The 15,223-nt window shown below is 39.3% G+C and carries 14 protein-coding genes and 1 pseudogene; all 15 read left to right on the forward strand.

What is annotated here, in order from left to right; all coding sequences use genetic code 11:
* Window positions 1–283, forward strand: a pseudogene (locus CD001_RS27445) (transposase); the annotation flags it as partial.
* A 34-nt stretch (window positions 284–317) separates the two neighbouring features.
* Entirely contained in the window at window positions 318–737 is a 420-nt protein-coding gene (locus tag CD001_RS27450) for a transposase (RefSeq protein WP_455423364.1), read from the forward strand.
* Between the two features lie 265 nt (window positions 738–1,002).
* Complete coding sequence (locus CD001_RS11335) at window positions 1,003–1,482, forward strand: M50 family metallopeptidase (RefSeq protein ID WP_096187847.1); 480 nt, start codon at window positions 1,003–1,005, stop codon at window positions 1,480–1,482.
* Window positions 1,483–1,838: 356 nt separating this feature from the next.
* On the forward strand, window positions 1,839–3,041 hold the full coding sequence (locus CD001_RS11340) for a substrate-binding domain-containing protein (protein ID WP_407081105.1): 1,203 nt from the start codon (window positions 1,839–1,841) through the stop codon (window positions 3,039–3,041).
* Between the two features lie 11 nt (window positions 3,042–3,052).
* The gene (locus CD001_RS11345; RefSeq protein ID WP_096187848.1) at window positions 3,053–3,820 is read left to right on the forward strand and encodes an ABC transporter ATP-binding protein; all 768 of its coding nucleotides are present in this window, start codon (window positions 3,053–3,055) and stop codon (window positions 3,818–3,820) included.
* On the forward strand, window positions 3,807–4,505 hold the full coding sequence (locus CD001_RS11350) for an ABC transporter ATP-binding protein (RefSeq protein WP_257009789.1): 699 nt from the start codon (window positions 3,807–3,809) through the stop codon (window positions 4,503–4,505). The genes CD001_RS11345 and CD001_RS11350 overlap by 14 nt, the downstream gene beginning before the upstream one ends.
* Window positions 4,506–4,597: 92 nt before the next feature.
* Window positions 4,598–5,485 (forward strand): branched-chain amino acid ABC transporter permease, encoded by an 888-nt coding sequence (locus CD001_RS11355; protein ID WP_096187850.1) that lies wholly within the window; start codon window positions 4,598–4,600, stop codon window positions 5,483–5,485.
* Window positions 5,486–5,489: 4 nt separating this feature from the next.
* A complete protein-coding gene (locus CD001_RS11360; protein ID WP_257009790.1) occupies window positions 5,490–6,566 on the forward strand; it encodes a branched-chain amino acid ABC transporter permease in 1,077 nt (358 codons plus the stop codon).
* Window positions 6,563–6,745: a hypothetical protein gene (locus CD001_RS11365; RefSeq protein ID WP_096187851.1), complete on the forward strand. Its 183-nt coding sequence runs from the start codon at window positions 6,563–6,565 to the stop codon at window positions 6,743–6,745. Before CD001_RS11360 ends, CD001_RS11365 begins: the two co-directional genes overlap by 4 nt.
* 24 nt (window positions 6,746–6,769) lie before the next feature.
* Window positions 6,770–7,831, forward strand: a complete 1,062-nt coding sequence (locus tag CD001_RS11370) for a 3-oxoacyl-ACP synthase (protein WP_096190578.1) — start codon at window positions 6,770–6,772, stop codon at window positions 7,829–7,831.
* Entirely contained in the window at window positions 7,828–9,327 is a 1,500-nt protein-coding gene (locus CD001_RS11375; protein ID WP_096187852.1) for a class I adenylate-forming enzyme family protein, read from the forward strand. The genes CD001_RS11370 and CD001_RS11375 overlap by 4 nt, the downstream gene beginning before the upstream one ends.
* 153 nt (window positions 9,328–9,480) lie before the next feature.
* The gene (locus tag CD001_RS11380; protein WP_179298709.1) at window positions 9,481–12,714 is read left to right on the forward strand and encodes a BTAD domain-containing putative transcriptional regulator; all 3,234 of its coding nucleotides are present in this window, start codon (window positions 9,481–9,483) and stop codon (window positions 12,712–12,714) included.
* Between the two features lie 5 nt (window positions 12,715–12,719).
* Entirely contained in the window at window positions 12,720–13,619 is a 900-nt protein-coding gene (gene phaZ, locus CD001_RS11385; RefSeq protein WP_306454071.1) for an intracellular short-chain-length polyhydroxyalkanoate depolymerase, read from the forward strand.
* Window positions 13,620–13,640: 21 nt separating this feature from the next.
* Window positions 13,641–14,381 (forward strand): 3-oxoacyl-ACP reductase FabG, encoded by a 741-nt coding sequence (gene fabG, locus CD001_RS11390; RefSeq protein WP_096187854.1) that lies wholly within the window; start codon window positions 13,641–13,643, stop codon window positions 14,379–14,381.
* Between the two features lie 692 nt (window positions 14,382–15,073).
* Window positions 15,074–15,211, forward strand: coding sequence for a hypothetical protein (locus CD001_RS26405; RefSeq protein WP_179298710.1), 138 nt, complete (start codon window positions 15,074–15,076; stop codon window positions 15,209–15,211).
* Window positions 15,212–15,223: the final 12 nt, after the last annotated feature.

Raw genomic sequence — 15,223 nt, forward strand, 5'->3', positions numbered from 1 at the left:
AGCTTACCATCCAAGAATGATGATGAAAGTGATTTTATGTGCTTACACACAATCTGTTTTCTCAGGAAGAAAAATTGAGGCATTACTCAAAGATAGTATTCGTATGATGTGGCTGGCTCAAGGATATGAACCGAGTTATCGTACCATCAATCGATTCCGTGTTCATGAAGAAGTAAAGGAATTATTACGGCAGTGCTTCGTCCAGTTTCGCTGTCAACTTGTGAAAGAAAAATTGATAGAGGAAGAAGCTATCTTTCTTGACGGAACGAAGATCGAGGCGAATGAATCGGGAGTGCACCCCACTTATCACGTATAATATGTACCGTAAGGAGAAGAAAAAGAGGTATAAAAATAACAATTTCAACTCGGCCAATTGGGAATATGACGAGGAAACAGATTCTTTTACATGCCCAAACGGGCAAAAGTTGCTGTTCCGTTACCTATCGAATCGGAAAGATAAAAGTGATTTTACACGAGCATTTAAAGTCTACGAGTGTGAGGATTGTTCAGGTTGCCCATTCCGTTCTCAATGCACTAAAGCGAAAGAAGGCCATAACCGAAAAATACAATATAATGAAAAATGGGAACAGCAAAAGGAATATATCAGACAAAAGCTTTCGGATGAGAAAACTGGCGAGATCTACGGTAAACGTAAGATTGATGTGGAGCCTGTCTTCGGATTTTTGAAGGCTAATTTGGGTTTCACTCGTATGTCAGTGAGAGGAAAGAGAAGGTAAAAAATGAATTAGGTTTTGCATTCATGGCGGTGAACTTGAGAAAGTACACCGCCATGAGCAGTTAATGGGACAAGAGATGACGAAAATACAACTAAAAAGGTTCCGATCATCTTATTTTGATGATCGGAACCTTTTACCAATTACTTCTTAGCTAGATTTGTCCCAGCCTCTTTTTCTACATATTATTCATAAATATGGAGTTTACATATATGTCCAAGTGGAATTGAACGTTGTAGATATTCGATTAGTAAAGGAGGACAATGGAATGTTCACTTGGTCTGACATTCCAACTTTTATCTGGGCTTTCGCATTCATTCTTCCATTAGTAATGGTCATTCATGAAACAGGACATTATTTAATGGCCCGACTATTTGGCGGGAAAATTAAGTTTATATTAGGCAGAGGTAAAGTCATTTTTAAAATAGGAGATTTTGAAATTCGACGTGTTTACTTTTTGGATTCTTGGTGTCAAATTGATGAATTACAATTCAGTAATCGCTGGTCACACGCTCTCGTATACTTCGGAGGTTCACTGTTTAATTTACTAACAATATTAATTTTAAACAGTTTAATTTCAAATGGATTTTTGGAACCGCATATTTTCTTTTATCAATTTGTATATTTCTCACTATATTTCATGTTTTTCGCTTTGCTCCCTGTTGAATATGGAGAAGGACATCCGAGTGATGGAAAAGCGATTTTTGATGTCCTTCGCTACGGTACGAAAAAAGCACCACTCGAGTAACGTTAATGAGAGACTCGGGGAAAAACAGGCTCATTAAAGCAAAAAAAGATTCCGATTATCGTAATTTGATATTCGGAATCTTTTTATATGGTCAAAATCATGTAAATGAAATTTGTGGACGAGGCGGTTTACTTTCTCAAGTTCACCGCCATAAGTGCAAACCATTATTTGTTTTTACCTTCTTTTTGCCTCTCACCGACAATTGACTGGAATGCAAACTCAAGGTGTACTCTAAAACGGTTGACCGTACGTTAACCTTACCCCATCCTCTTAGTTTGTAACTCATTTGTAACCGCTTTCATATAAAGTGTATTTGTAATATTACGAATAATGAATTTAAAGGGGGAAATTGAAAGATGACTATGAAACGGTGGCTCATTGTTCTTGCATTTATGACTACTATGATCCTTGTGTTAACTGCTTGTGGGGATCAAGAATCGTCTAGTGAAGATTCACCAATCAAAATCGGTGTCTTAACATCTCAAACTGGTTTGTTAGAAGCATACGGAAATCAAATGATAAACGGGTTTGAGATTGGCTTAGATTACGCAACTGATGGAACGAGAGAAGTAGAAGGCCGTGAAATTGAATTAATTGTTCGTGATACACAAACTGACCCTCAAGTTGCGGTTCAGCAAGCAACAGAACTTTATGAAGATGAAGAAATTGATGTTTTAGTCGGTGCAGCTGATAGTGGAGATACGTTAGCTGTTTTACCTTTAGCAGAGGCTTATGAACGAATTATGGTCGTTGAACCTGCGGTAGCAGATGCAATTACAGGTGAAGAATGGAACCCTTATATTTTCAGAACTGGTCGTAACTCATCTCAAGATGCTGTTGCTGGAGCTGCTGCGATTGCTGAGGAAGGGACGAAAATTGCGGTTTATGCACCGAATAATGCCTTCGGTCTAAATGGTGCTGAAGCCTTTATTGACGCTGCAGAAGATCTTGGAGCAGTAATTGTATTAGAAGAATACCCAGCTATTGATGCTACTGACTTTACAGCAAGTGTTCAGCGGGTTATCGAAGCTGAACCGGAATATTTATTTGTCATTTGGGCAGGCGCGAACAGTCCGTGGGGGACATTTTCTGATATGGGATTAAAGGATCGAGGAATTACGATCTCAACGGGAGCGCCAGATATTGCAGCTCTTCATTTAATGGATGAGCTCATCGGAATGGAAGGCTTCTCTGTTTATCACCATACGCTTCCGGATAACGAAGTAAATGATTATTTAGTTGAAGAGCATATGGAACGCCACGACGGAGAGGTACCAGATTTATTTACAGCTGGAGGAATGGCAAGTGCAATGGCTGTTGTAGAAGGGTTGAAGTTGACTGGTGGTAATGCAGCTGCTGAGGAGCTTCGTACTGCTATGCAAGGAATGGAATTCGAATCACCAAAAGGACCGATGACATTTAGAGAAGATGATCATCAAGCATTACAGACATTGTATGCTGTTCGTCTTGAAGAGCATCCGGACTATGATTATCCATTACCCGTTCTCATGAGGGAACTTTCCCCAGATGAGACAGCACCACCTGTCAGAAACGAGTAAGGGGGTTAAGCATGAGCGCATTATTAGAAACGAAAGATTTAACGATAAATTTTGGGGGACACACGGCAGTTGATCACGTGTCCCTCACAATTAAAGGAAAAGAATTGAAGTCTATTATCGGTCCGAACGGAGCTGGTAAAACAACTGTCTTCAACTTAATCACCGGACAGTTAAAGCCATCGAACGGGCACGTTTATTTCAAAGGAAAAGAAATTGAGCACCTTCATCCTCATAAGCGAACAAAACTTGGAATTGGCCGCTCTTTTCAAATAACAAATGTCTTTCCAAATTTATCTGTACTAGAAAACGTCCGGTTAGCAATCCAGTCACGTGAGAACATTTTATACAACATGTTTAGACACTTTAAATATTTTTCATATTTGGAAGATGAAGCAATGCAATACTTGGAGCAAGTTCAGCTATCACATAAATATGATCACTTAGCATCAGCACTTGCACACGGGGAGAAAAGGAAACTGGAAATTGCTATTTTATTAGCATTAGATTCTGAACTGCTTCTATTAGACGAACCGACTGCTGGGATGAGTGTAGAAGAAGTCCCAGCCATTATAGAACTAATCAAAAATATCCGTGAAAAAAGAGACAGGACGATTATTCTAATCGAACATAAAATGGATCTCGTTTTAAACTTATCAGATTCGATCGCGGTGCTCTTTCACGGAAAATTGCTTGCAGACGGTGATCCCGAGGAAATTATGAAAAATGAACAAGTACAATCTGCTTATTTGGGGGGAGAGGGGATCGATGCTCATTATTAAGGAGCTTCAAACGTATATTGAACAGTTTCATATCCTCCAGGGGGTTGAATTTGAAGTCCCTGAAGGTCAAGTCACCGTTGTTCTGGGGCGAAATGGGGCAGGGAAAACGACAACAATGCGCTCTATTATGGGTCTTACACCAGCAAAAGCAGGTGAAATTATTTTTCAAGGTGAGAATTTCACCTCTCTTCGACCATATGAAATTGCAAAAAAAGGGATCGGATATGTCCCGGAAGATCAGGATATATTCGGCTCTTTAACGGTTGAAGAGAACATACGTGTTGCAATGCAAAAAGAAGATGAAGCGACATTGAGCAGGCAAGAGTGGATTTTAAGTTTATTTCCAGACTTAAAAGAAGCGTGGAAACGAAAGGGAGGAAACCTTTCTGGAGGACAAAAACAGATGCTTTCGATTGCGAGAGCACTTGTGAATGAAACTCCTTTATTACTTATTGATGAACCTTCTAAAGGACTGGCACCAATTATGGTAGAGAAAGTCATGGAAGCATTGCAAGTGATTAAAGAAGACACAACTGTTCTTCTCGTCGAACAAAACTTTATGATGGCAAGTAAAATGGGGGATTATTTTTATATTCTTGATGAAGGACAGACAGTATATCAAGGGGAAATGCAAAAGCTTCGAGATGATCATGAGCTTCGAAAAAAATACTTAGGTATTGCTTAGTAAAATAAAAAAACGTTAAGAGTGTGTTCTTCCTATTTGAAAACGTACTTTAATGACTGATTTGGTATGACTTTTAGAAAGAAGGTGAATCCATGGAACTTCACTTAACCTTAATCTTTAATGGGCTGGCAACTGGAATGCTAATATTTCTTCTTGCTGCCGGGCTTTCTTTAATATTCGGATTAATGTCTGTATTGAACTTTGCTCACGGTGCTCTATTTATGTTTGGCGCTTATGCTGGGACTTGGGTATATATCATGCTTGGCGGATGGTCCACTGAATGGAGTTTTCTCTATTTTTCATTAGGGCTGGGTGCTGCAAGTGTGATCGGCATTGTTCTCGGGTTCATTGTCGAGCGTACGACAGTGCGCCGAGTATACGGTGACCATTTAAGACAAATTTTAGTGACAACGGGTGTCATGCTTGTGATGATGGAACTCGTAAAAGTATTTTGGGGCTCTAATGTCATAAATGTTGGACGCCCGCAAGTATTAACAGGAAGTACAGAGTTTATGAACGTGCTTCTTGGTCATTATCGGATTTTTATTATCATCTTCGGGGTAATCGTTCTCGTTGGAATGATGTTGATGCTAAAAAAATCTAAAATCGGCCTCATCGTTCGAGCAGGGGTAGAAAATAAAGAAATGGTTCAAGCTTTAGGAATTAATGTAAGACGTGTCTTTACTTTTGTCTTTGTGTTTGGAACAACATTAGCTTGTATTGGAGGTTTTTTGTGGGGACCTTACCAAGGCCAAATTAATCCGAATATGGGACTCGATTTAATGCTCATAGCTTTTATTGTTGTTGCAATTGGAGGGATGGGAAGTGTTGGTGGTTCAGCAATAGCAGCATTGCTCGTCGGGTTGTCAGAAGCGTATATGGCATACTTTTTTCCACCAGGAGCGCTTGCTATTAATATGCTTATTATGGCTGTCGTTCTATTAATTAGACCGACTGGATTATTAGGAGTAACGAGGTGATCGTATGAAAACAAACTTAACTAATCAAAACATCAATCGTGATGGACCAAATTCAGAGATCCGAAGACCTTTTCAACGTCACTTACTCTTGCGTGAACCGAAATATTGGTTTTTTATTGTCATTTGTATCGCTATGGCACTCGTTCCGTTATTTGTAAGTGGTACGACGATGTTACTAATCTTAACAAACATTTTTATTCTCGGTGTCTTTGCCATGAGCTATGACCTCCTATTAGGCTACACCGGAATTATTTCTTTCGGCCATGCGATGTTTTTTGGAATAGGTGCATACAGCATGGCTTTGTCACTTCGTTTCTTTGACAGTGCTGAAGTCGGTGTGCTTGTCGCCTTAGGTACGGCAGTAGTCCTTTGCTTTATCGTCAGTTTTATTGTTGGACTGCTGTCATTAAGGTTGAAGGATACGTTTTACGCATTAATTACATTGGCAGTAGCGACAATTTTTCTTATTACAGCTGAACAATGGCGAGGGTTAACGAGAGGCAGTGATGGATTTAACTTTACGGCGCAAATACCGAATGATCTGTTTGGATTTATAAACTTGCTTGACCGGCAAGTGATTTACTATATTGGTCTGCTTTTTATTATTTTGATGTTTCTTCTATTACGGAGATTCATTTATTCACCAGTCGGAAGGACGTTACAGGCAATAAGGGAAAATGAAGCTCGTGTTTCTTCATTAGGATATCCGGTGTTGCATTATAAGCTAATATCTAACGTAGTTGCCGGTGTGGTAGCAGGCTTAGCTGGGATTATGTATGCTTTTTCGATTCGTTTTGTGAATCCTCATAGTGTTCTCGGTGTAGAGCTTACCATTGATGTTCTATTAATGACTGTAATTGGTGGTGTAGGAACATTGATCGGGGCAATTGTTGGAGCAGGGATTATTGAATTTTCTTCTCATTGGCTCATGAACCTTCGCGATGTGCATCCGATTTTTGAGAGGTGGACGATCTTATTTGGGATCATTTTTATCCTCATCGTCATATTTTTTCCAGCTGGAATTGTTGGAACAGCAAGACAAAAGTGGGCGAAAAGAAAATCCGGGAGGTTATCGCAATGAACCAGCACATCACATCTTACGTTTTACGTATCGTTCAAACGTACAATGAAAACGGTGAAGAATACAGAATCAAAATTCGGCACGTACAAACGGATGAAGAAACGTATTTACCATCTTTACATGATGTCCCAAGCTTTATCGAATCACAGTTGAAAAAAGAAACGGAAGAAAAATCATAGATTAAGTATATGTATACTCATTCGATGAGGTTGACGGTTAGGAGGTTGGTCATCTTGAAAATTGAAGGATATGATTCGATCGGAATCGTTAGTTTCGCGACGTATTTACCTAAAGATCGTATGACAGGCAAGGAAATTGCTGATCTGGCTAAACTGCCTGAAGACGTTGTTGAAAAGAAGCTAGGCATTATTGAAAAAACGATTCCCGGAGAAGAGGATCACACAGTTGAAATGGGAGTTCGTGCAGCAACTAAAGCACTTAAGAATGCCTCGATTTCATCAGAAGAGATAGATTTAATCATTTATATTGGAGAAGAACATAAAGAGTATCCACTTTGGACAGCGAGTATTTATATACAAAAGAGACTTCGGGCAAAAAATGCTTGGGCTTTTGATATTTCGTTACGGTGCTCAACGACGGTTATGGCAATGAAAGTAGCTAAGGCGCTCATGCAGACAAATGAAAACATTCAAACTGTGCTGCTTGCAGGTGGCTACCGGAATGGTGATTTTATCGATTATACAAATGAGAGAACACGGTTTATGTACAATTTAGCGGCAGGTGGAGGAGCGATTATTTTAAAAAAATCTTATGGAGTAAACGAATTGCTCGAAACAGAAATAATCACTGATGGAAGTTTTTCTGAGGATGTTTACGTACCAGTTGGTGGGACAATAGAACCGTTAACAAAAAGTTTACTAGAATCAAAGAAATATAACCTCGATGTTATAGATCCAGAAGGTATGAAATCACGTCTGGAAGAAAAATCGCTAAGAAACTTTTTAACCGTAATTCGTGGTTCATTAAAAAACAGTGGATACTCAGAAGATGAGCTTGATTATTTAGCGATCCTCCATATGAAGAGGTCAGCTCACGATTATGTCATTAATGAGCTGAACTTATCTGAATTGCAGACCTCTTATCTAGATCATATCGGTCATGTTGGACAGTTTGATCAATTAATATCACTCGAAAAAGCTGTTAATAGCGGGAATGTACAAGATGGATCAGTGGTTTGCATGGTAAGTGCCGGAATTGGCTATGCCTGGGCAGCGAATACAATTAGATGGGGGCGGTCAACGTGAACAATGATGTCGATTGGATAGCTGAACGTGCTCGACTGTACCCAGATAAAATAGCTGTAATCGATGGGGAAAATGAGGAAAAGTGGACATATGATCAACTTTATCATCGCTACCTGCACATTGAGAAAAAGCTGAACAGTTTGCATGTGAAAGCGGGGGATCATCTTGCTTTTCTAGCTCCAAACACAATTAGTTGTATTGAATATATGTTTGCTTGCAGACGTATTGGGGCTGTGTTCATCCCGTTAAACTGGCGGTTATCTTTAAATGAGCTAAACGATATTGTAAAAGACTGTTCACCGAAATTGCTTATATTCGATGAAACATATCAGGAAATAGCTCTTCATTTAAATGTCACGAAGAAACATTGTATACAACATGATAACAAACCGTTAGAGGTAAACGAGACTCATCCACCGTTTCCTGATCGAAAAGCATTTATTCAAATGGATTCTCCGTGGTTGATGATTTATACAGGAGGAACAACTGGAAAACCGAAAGGGGTCGTTTTATCAAATCGGTCCGTTTACACAAATGCTTTAAATACTGTTACAAGCTGGCAGCTAACCGCTGACGATATTACGTTAACTATTTTGCCGATGTTTCATACTGGAGGAATCAATGCCTTAACTGTTCCAATATTGTTTGCTGGCGGAACCGTTATTTTGAAGTCAGTATTTGAAGAAACAGCAATCGTTCATTTACTTCGTACATATCGTTGCACGATCGTCTTAATGGTGCCAACGATGTATCATACGTTAGTCCAAAATGAATCATTTTTGAATGAACGTTTTCCACACATGAAAGCTTTTTTATCAGGCGGAGCACCTTGTCCGCTCTCTATTTATGATATTTTTCAAGAGAGAGGGTTGCCATTTAAAGAAGGGTACGGTTTAACTGAAGCAGGACCGAATAATTTTTTTATATCTACTGATCGAGCTGCAATAAAACGAGGCTCAGTAGGAAAGCCAATGAACTATAATGACATCAAATTAGTTAATGAAGAAATGTGTGAAGTAGGAACAGGCGAAGTTGGTGAAATCACGATATTGGGGGAACATGTATTTGATTATTATTGGAATAAGCAAGCAGAAACATCAATAGTGAAATGTGACGGCTGGCTTTTAACAGGTGATTTAGCAAGAAGGGATGAAGATGGTGATTATTATATTTTAGGCAGAAAAAAAGATATGGTTATTACAGGCGGCGAAAATGTATATCCGCAAGAAGTTGAAAATGTCATTTGTGAACACCCTGATATAAAAGAGGTCGTCGTTATCGGGCTGCCGGATGAAAAGTGGGGAGAAATTGTGACGGCAGTTATCAACCTTTATGAAGAAGAAAGTGTATCTGAAGAGGATATTAAAACATATTGCTCGAAACGATTAGCTGGATATAAAGTACCCAAAAGAGTATTTATGACAGATCGTTTCCCGACAACCCACGTTGGAAAGATCGACAAAAAAGCGCTTATTTCGCAATATAACGCAGTTTAATCGTAAATGAGGAAGCTTACTCATATGTTATAATGTCCACATCAAACGTGTTGACAAGAGTGTTCGGAGTAAGGAATATTGTGTAAAACAGTAACTTTCTCCTATTCATTTCATTACATGCGTTTAAATAATTTGGAGGGAAGGTGTTATCCCGTGCACACAATATATGGTCAAATTGTAAAAACAAAATTAGTGCCTCCTAAGGTAACTGACCATATTTTATTTCGTCCAACTTTAAGTAAGCGCTTTAAGAAAATTCAGGAACATACTTTGACGATTATTCACTCAGGTCCGGGAACCGGAAAAAGTACGGCTCTGTCTTCGTTTTTATGCCATGAATCGGTCCCATCCTGCTGGTTGAGTTTGACGGAACATGACGATCATTTATTTCGTTTTTTTCAGTACATGACTGAAGCAGTTAGAATGAGGCACGAGCCATTTGCAGAGAGTTTAAGTACCGACTTTTTTCAAAAGCTCCAATTAACACAAGAGCAAGATATTTATGCTACTTGCTCTGCATTTATTAACGAGCTGATGGCAATAGACGAAGAACTGATTCTAGTCATTGATGATTATCATTTAGTAGAAAATACGAGAGAGATAGAAACGTTTTTAAAATGGCTTATCCTTCACCTTCCTGACCATATCCATCTTGTCGTTGTAAGTCGAACTAGGCCGGATTGGGATTTTATCACATCATTAAAACTAAAAGGCAGACTTTGTGAGTTATCCGAAAATGATTTTTCTTTTAGTAGAGATGAAATTACCGTCCTTTTTGAAGACCATTATGGGTACCCACTCTCTCCAAAAGCTGTTCAACGTATCTATGAACGAACAGAAGGATGGATTATTGCGATCCAAATGATTTGGCAGCAGCTAAACGAAGGTGTTGAATTAACTGAAATTTTAGAAAATGAAACAAATACGATGCATGAATTGTTTCAATTTATGGTATTAGAAGTGATGGTAAATCAGCCTAATGAAGTCCAATCGTTTATGAAACAGTCTTCCATATTAGAGACGATTACGACTGCATCATGTAAAGGGGCATTACATCGTGACGATGGGGGTAAGATCATAAAATATTTGCATGCAAAAAATTTGTTTTTAGTGAAAGTGGGAGAAGGTGAGTTTCGCTATCATAGTTTATTCAAAGAGTGTTTATATGAGCAGTTAAAAAAAGAACCCGAAGAGTATAAAAAACTCCATCGCCAAGCAGGGGGATATTTTGCTCAATCTCATCAAGTTGAAGTCGCATTAAGACATTTTAAGCAAATTGATGATCATCTATCAATCGCCAAATTGATTGTAGAGAATGGTGAATTTCTTTTGAAAGAAGGAAGTCTCGAGGGCTTTTTACAAACACTTCAAGAGCTGCCTGTGCAATTAAAAGATTCATACCCAGCCATATGGGGATACGAAGGTGATATATACCGCTTTCGTTCTTTGTATGAAAAGGCACTTCTTTGTTATGAACGTGCTGAGGAAATAGCTAAGGCTGCTGGAGATATCGCAGGTGAAAGTATTGGTCTAGAAGGGAAAGCTAGAATTTATTTAGATACAATTCAGCCAAAACAAGCTAATAAATGGCTGCGAAGTGTCATTGAATTACAGGAAAAAATTGAAGATGGTCCGTCTGAAAGACTTATTCAGTTGTATACGTTAATGGCTGAGAATGCCATCAACCTTGGCAAAGCTCAAGAAGCTGAAATTTGGTATGAGAAAAGCAGGGAAATCCAAAATGACTTTTACGAAGAAGAACTTGAAGCACGGATTTTATTAAGAACAGGACGTCTCACTTCGACAAGAAAGCTTTTGGAGAAAGCTTTATGTGAAGAGGAATATGGAGCTCATGACCGGCTGCCGCGTTCGCATCGGGAAACAAATTTATTATTGTCATTAGTATACTCTTTCGTTGGAGAAGGCGAAAAGGCGAAAATAGCCGCTGAGAGTGGGATTATGCAAGGGGTAAAAAATAAATCTCCGTTTGTAGAAGCGTGTGGGTGGATTCGAATGGGGCACGCTGTACAAATTACGTCACCAGAAAAGGTGAAGCTCTCAGAACAATGCTACAGAACGGCTCTGTCAATTATGGATGATATAAATATGTCCCGCGGAAAAGCTGAACCTTATTTAGGACTTTGCTTGCTTTATGGGCGAAGAAAAAATTTAAAGCTTTCATTGCAATATTCTGAGGAAGCGTTAAGAGAGACGGAAAAAGTCGATGATCTATGGTTATCAAGTCTCGTTAGAATATGTCGAGGCGTCAGTTTCATACAAGCTGAAAAATTTGAAGAGGCATCAAAAGAATTTGTGATTTGTTATCGGAACTTTCAACAATGCGGAGACAGTTACGGCTTAACTGTTACACTTCTATGGCAGTCATATATTGCTCACCATTTAAAAGAGGAAGAGTCATTTTATACAACAATAATGCAAATGTTACAGCTAGTCGAAAATGAGGGATATAGCCATCTATTTAGTAAAAGCACGTTTCTTGGCTCAACAGATGTACAAAAATTGTCGCCAATGTTGTTAGATGCGCAGCAGAAGAAGGTAGAAAACCCATATCTTGAACAATTGTTAGTAAACATGGGAATTGAAGACATGTCTTCTCATCCAGGTTATACGTTAAGGATAAAAACGCTAGGAACGTTTGAAATATACTTAGGAGATGAATTGATTACAGAAAAAAACTGGAAGCGCGAGAAATCGAAAGAACTTTTCCAGCTGTTTATGACGAAGCGGAAATATTTACTCCCTAAAAACGAAATTTTTGCAACTCTTTGGAAAGATCATAAAGAAGACGTTGCAGAGAGAGACTTTAAAGTGGCTTTAAATACCTTAAACAAAGTTTTAGAACCGGGACGTAAAGCAAGGTCTCAGCCCTTTTTTATTCAACGGCATGCTAACACCTACGGCTTTAACTTAGCGGCCCCATTTGAACTGGACGCTGCAAAATTCGAGCATGGTGTGACGAAAGGGTTGTCAGAAGGAGATGTTGAACAAGCATTACCCATATTAAAGTCAGCCCTTGATATGTATGAAGGGGACTATTTGCCAGGCAGAGCAAATGAAGATTGGTGTATCGAAGAAAGAGAACGCTTACAAGTGTTGTTTTTGCGTGGTGCTGAGAGGCTGTCTGAACTTTATATTTTGAAAGAAGATTTTAACGAAGCAATTCGTTGGTGTGAACACATCCTTTTAAAAGATAAATGCTGGGAGGAAGCCTACCGGCTGTTAATGAAAAGCTATTTATTAAAAAATAACCGCTCTTCTGCTATACGGTGGTATGAAAAGTGCAAACAAGTATTGGCTGACGAGCTTGGTGTTCAACCGATGGAGCCGACTGTAAAGTTTTATGAAAAATTGATGAGGGAGGCGTAACGATCTTGAAAGTACATGTAAAAACGATTGAGTTGGAAAATGGGGAGATGTTAGGGTATCGAGAGCGTGAAGGTGGATGTGAAGTGTTAGTATTCATTCATGGAAATATGCAGTCTTCAAAGCATTGGGATGTTTTGTTGGAAACAATCGATTCTAGATATAAAGTGTATGCTGTAGACTTACGAGGGTGTGGACTCTCATCCTACAACAAACCGTTTGATTCATTAAAAGAACTTGCAGTGGAAGTAAAACAATTTATTGATCAATTAAATTTGCCTTCCGTTTCAGTTATCGGCTGGTCAACTGGAGGCGGAGTTGCGATGAACTTGGCAGCGATGTATCCAGAAAGGATCAAGAACCTGATTTTGCTTGCCTCTTTATCAACGAGAGGGTATCCATTGTTTAAAGTAGATGAACAAGGAAATCCACGATTATCTGAACGATTAAAAACAAAAGATGATATTAAAACGGATACAGCTAGATATATTCCAATATCAAATGCTTATGAAACGAAGAACAAAGAAGTACTTAAAATGATTTGGAATACACTGATCTATACACATAACCAGCCAGAGGAAAAACAGTATGAAGCATACTTAGAGGATATGCTTACTCAACAAAATCTATTAGATGTTTATTATGCAAATAACCGTTTTAATATTAGTCACCACCATAATGGTTTAGTAGATGGTACAGGAGAAATCGATGAGATACAATGTCCGGCATTAATACTGTGGGGTGAGAACGACCTTGTTGTTACAGAACAAATGACAGAAGAGCTCAAAAATGACTTTGGAGATAAAGCCGAGTTTGTATTATTAAAAAACTGTGGTCATTCACCTCTTATTGATGATCTCGGTCAATTACGCACAGCTATCACATCATTTTTACAAAAAAACGTTTAATAGATAAGGAGTTTTTAGATTATGAGACTAAAAGATAAAGTCGCAATCGTAACAGGTGGGGCAGGAGGAATCGGTGAGCAGACGGCAAAAACCTTTGGGTCAGAAGGAGCAAAGGTCGTCATAGCAGATTTTGATGAAAAAAATGGGCAAAAAGCAGCGAAGCATTTACAAGAGTCAGGAGTCGAATCTCTGTTTGTTCAAGTGAATGTAGCTGATCACGAAAGTGTTGAAGCAATGGTAAACAAAGTCATCGACACGTATGGAACGATTGATATCCTCATTAATAATGCAGGGATCACCCGTGATGCTATGTTGAAAAAATTGACGAAAGAAGATTGGCAGCAAGTGATTGATGTGAATTTGAGCGGCGTATTTCACTGCACTCAAGCTGTCTTGCCACACATGATCGAACAAGGAAGCGGGAGTATTATAAACACATCGTCCATCGTTGGTGTTCATGGGAATGTTGGTCAAACGAACTATGCTGCAACGAAATCGGGTGTGATTGGAATGAGTAAATCATGGGCAAAAGAGCTTGGACCAAAAGGAATTCGTGTCAATGCCGTTGCTCCTGGGTTTGTAAACACAGCGATGGTTGATACTATTCCAGATAAAATAGTAAACGGTATTATTGATAAAGTTCCATTGAAACGCTTAGGGGATCCGATAGATATTGCAAATGCTTACCTCTTTTTAGCTTCAGAGGAAGCGAGCTACATTAACGGAACGATATTAGAAGTAAATGGAGGATTAGTTATTTAAAGCTTAGTCAAAAAATGAGAAATAAAGTTACGAGTATGAACTATTACTCGAAATAGCGTCAGCGATAGCGATTTCGAATACAATTAGATTATAAAATGAAGTAAGGGTGTCCTCAAAATAATTTTGAGACACCTCTTTCGCGAGTGGCAGCACATGTGCTAAAGGGTGAAAGTCCCGAATGCATCGACTAGCCGGCAAGCATTAGCTGACAGGTAGTGCGTTGACTGTGAAGTAGCGTGCGGAGGATCTGAAGGCAAACCGCTGAACAGAGCTGATAGCCCATGTTGGCACGAGAGTTGGATGACTGTGCAAGCCAACAGAAAGTCCGAATAGTTAGAAACTCAAAGTGTTATGAGGGCTGGGGTAGAGGGGAAGGACATGATGTGACCCATTGAGATCTCCCTGCTTCCTAAAGTCGGTACTGATGTCACAAGGCTAAGCCAAGGACACAGGATGAGCTTTAAAGGGAGAAGTCAGAGATCGCCATAGTAGTGAAGAAGCACATGCCAATGACCTACTGGCGACAGTAACGAGGACAGCACATGAGTGAAACTGTACATAGATACAGTTGCGAACCTATACTCAAAAGGTAGGGATTCGTGCGAAGGGCGTGACCCATAGAAGAACAATGTGAGTAGGCTTACTTATGACTGCGGAAGTAGACAGAAGCTGGACAAGAGCCAAGGGGGCTGATGCCAGGGTGGAACAGAAGGGTACACCGTCTACCGCCAAATGAGATGCACAAGTTATTGCCGTGCGCTATCAACCTTGTAGAATCACATTTATATGGGGAAGCAGAAACAAAGGCAGAAGCGAAAGCAATGGCGTAAGGGGAATAACAG

Origin of the sequence: Evansella halocellulosilytica (assembly GCF_002335745.1) — a bacterium.
In the GTDB taxonomy this organism is placed as follows: domain Bacteria; phylum Bacillota; class Bacilli; order Bacillales; family Salisediminibacteriaceae; genus Bacillus_CA; species Bacillus_CA halocellulosilytica.

Excerpts from the sequence above, each read along its gene's own strand:
- CD001_RS27450 (WP_455423364.1), top strand. The coding sequence starts at position 318 with ATGTACCGTAAGGAGAAGAAAAAGAGGTATAAAAATAACAATTTCAAC.
- CD001_RS26405 (WP_179298710.1), top strand. The coding sequence starts at position 15,074 with ATGCCAGGGTGGAACAGAAGGGTACACCGTCTACCGCCAAATGAGATG.
- CD001_RS11355 (WP_096187850.1), top strand. The coding sequence starts at position 4,598 with ATGGAACTTCACTTAACCTTAATCTTTAATGGGCTGGCAACTGGAATG.
- CD001_RS11335 (WP_096187847.1), top strand. The coding sequence starts at position 1,003 with ATGTTCACTTGGTCTGACATTCCAACTTTTATCTGGGCTTTCGCATTC.
- fabG (WP_096187854.1), top strand. The coding sequence starts at position 13,641 with ATGAGACTAAAAGATAAAGTCGCAATCGTAACAGGTGGGGCAGGAGGA.
- CD001_RS11350 (WP_257009789.1), top strand. The coding sequence starts at position 3,807 with ATGCTCATTATTAAGGAGCTTCAAACGTATATTGAACAGTTTCATATC.
- CD001_RS11370 (WP_096190578.1), top strand. The coding sequence starts at position 6,770 with ATGAGGTTGACGGTTAGGAGGTTGGTCATCTTGAAAATTGAAGGATAT.
- CD001_RS11365 (WP_096187851.1), top strand. The coding sequence starts at position 6,563 with ATGAACCAGCACATCACATCTTACGTTTTACGTATCGTTCAAACGTAC.
- CD001_RS11340 (WP_407081105.1), top strand. The coding sequence starts at position 1,839 with ATGACTATGAAACGGTGGCTCATTGTTCTTGCATTTATGACTACTATG.
- CD001_RS11345 (WP_096187848.1), top strand. The coding sequence starts at position 3,053 with ATGAGCGCATTATTAGAAACGAAAGATTTAACGATAAATTTTGGGGGA.
- CD001_RS11360 (WP_257009790.1), top strand. The coding sequence starts at position 5,490 with ATGAAAACAAACTTAACTAATCAAAACATCAATCGTGATGGACCAAAT.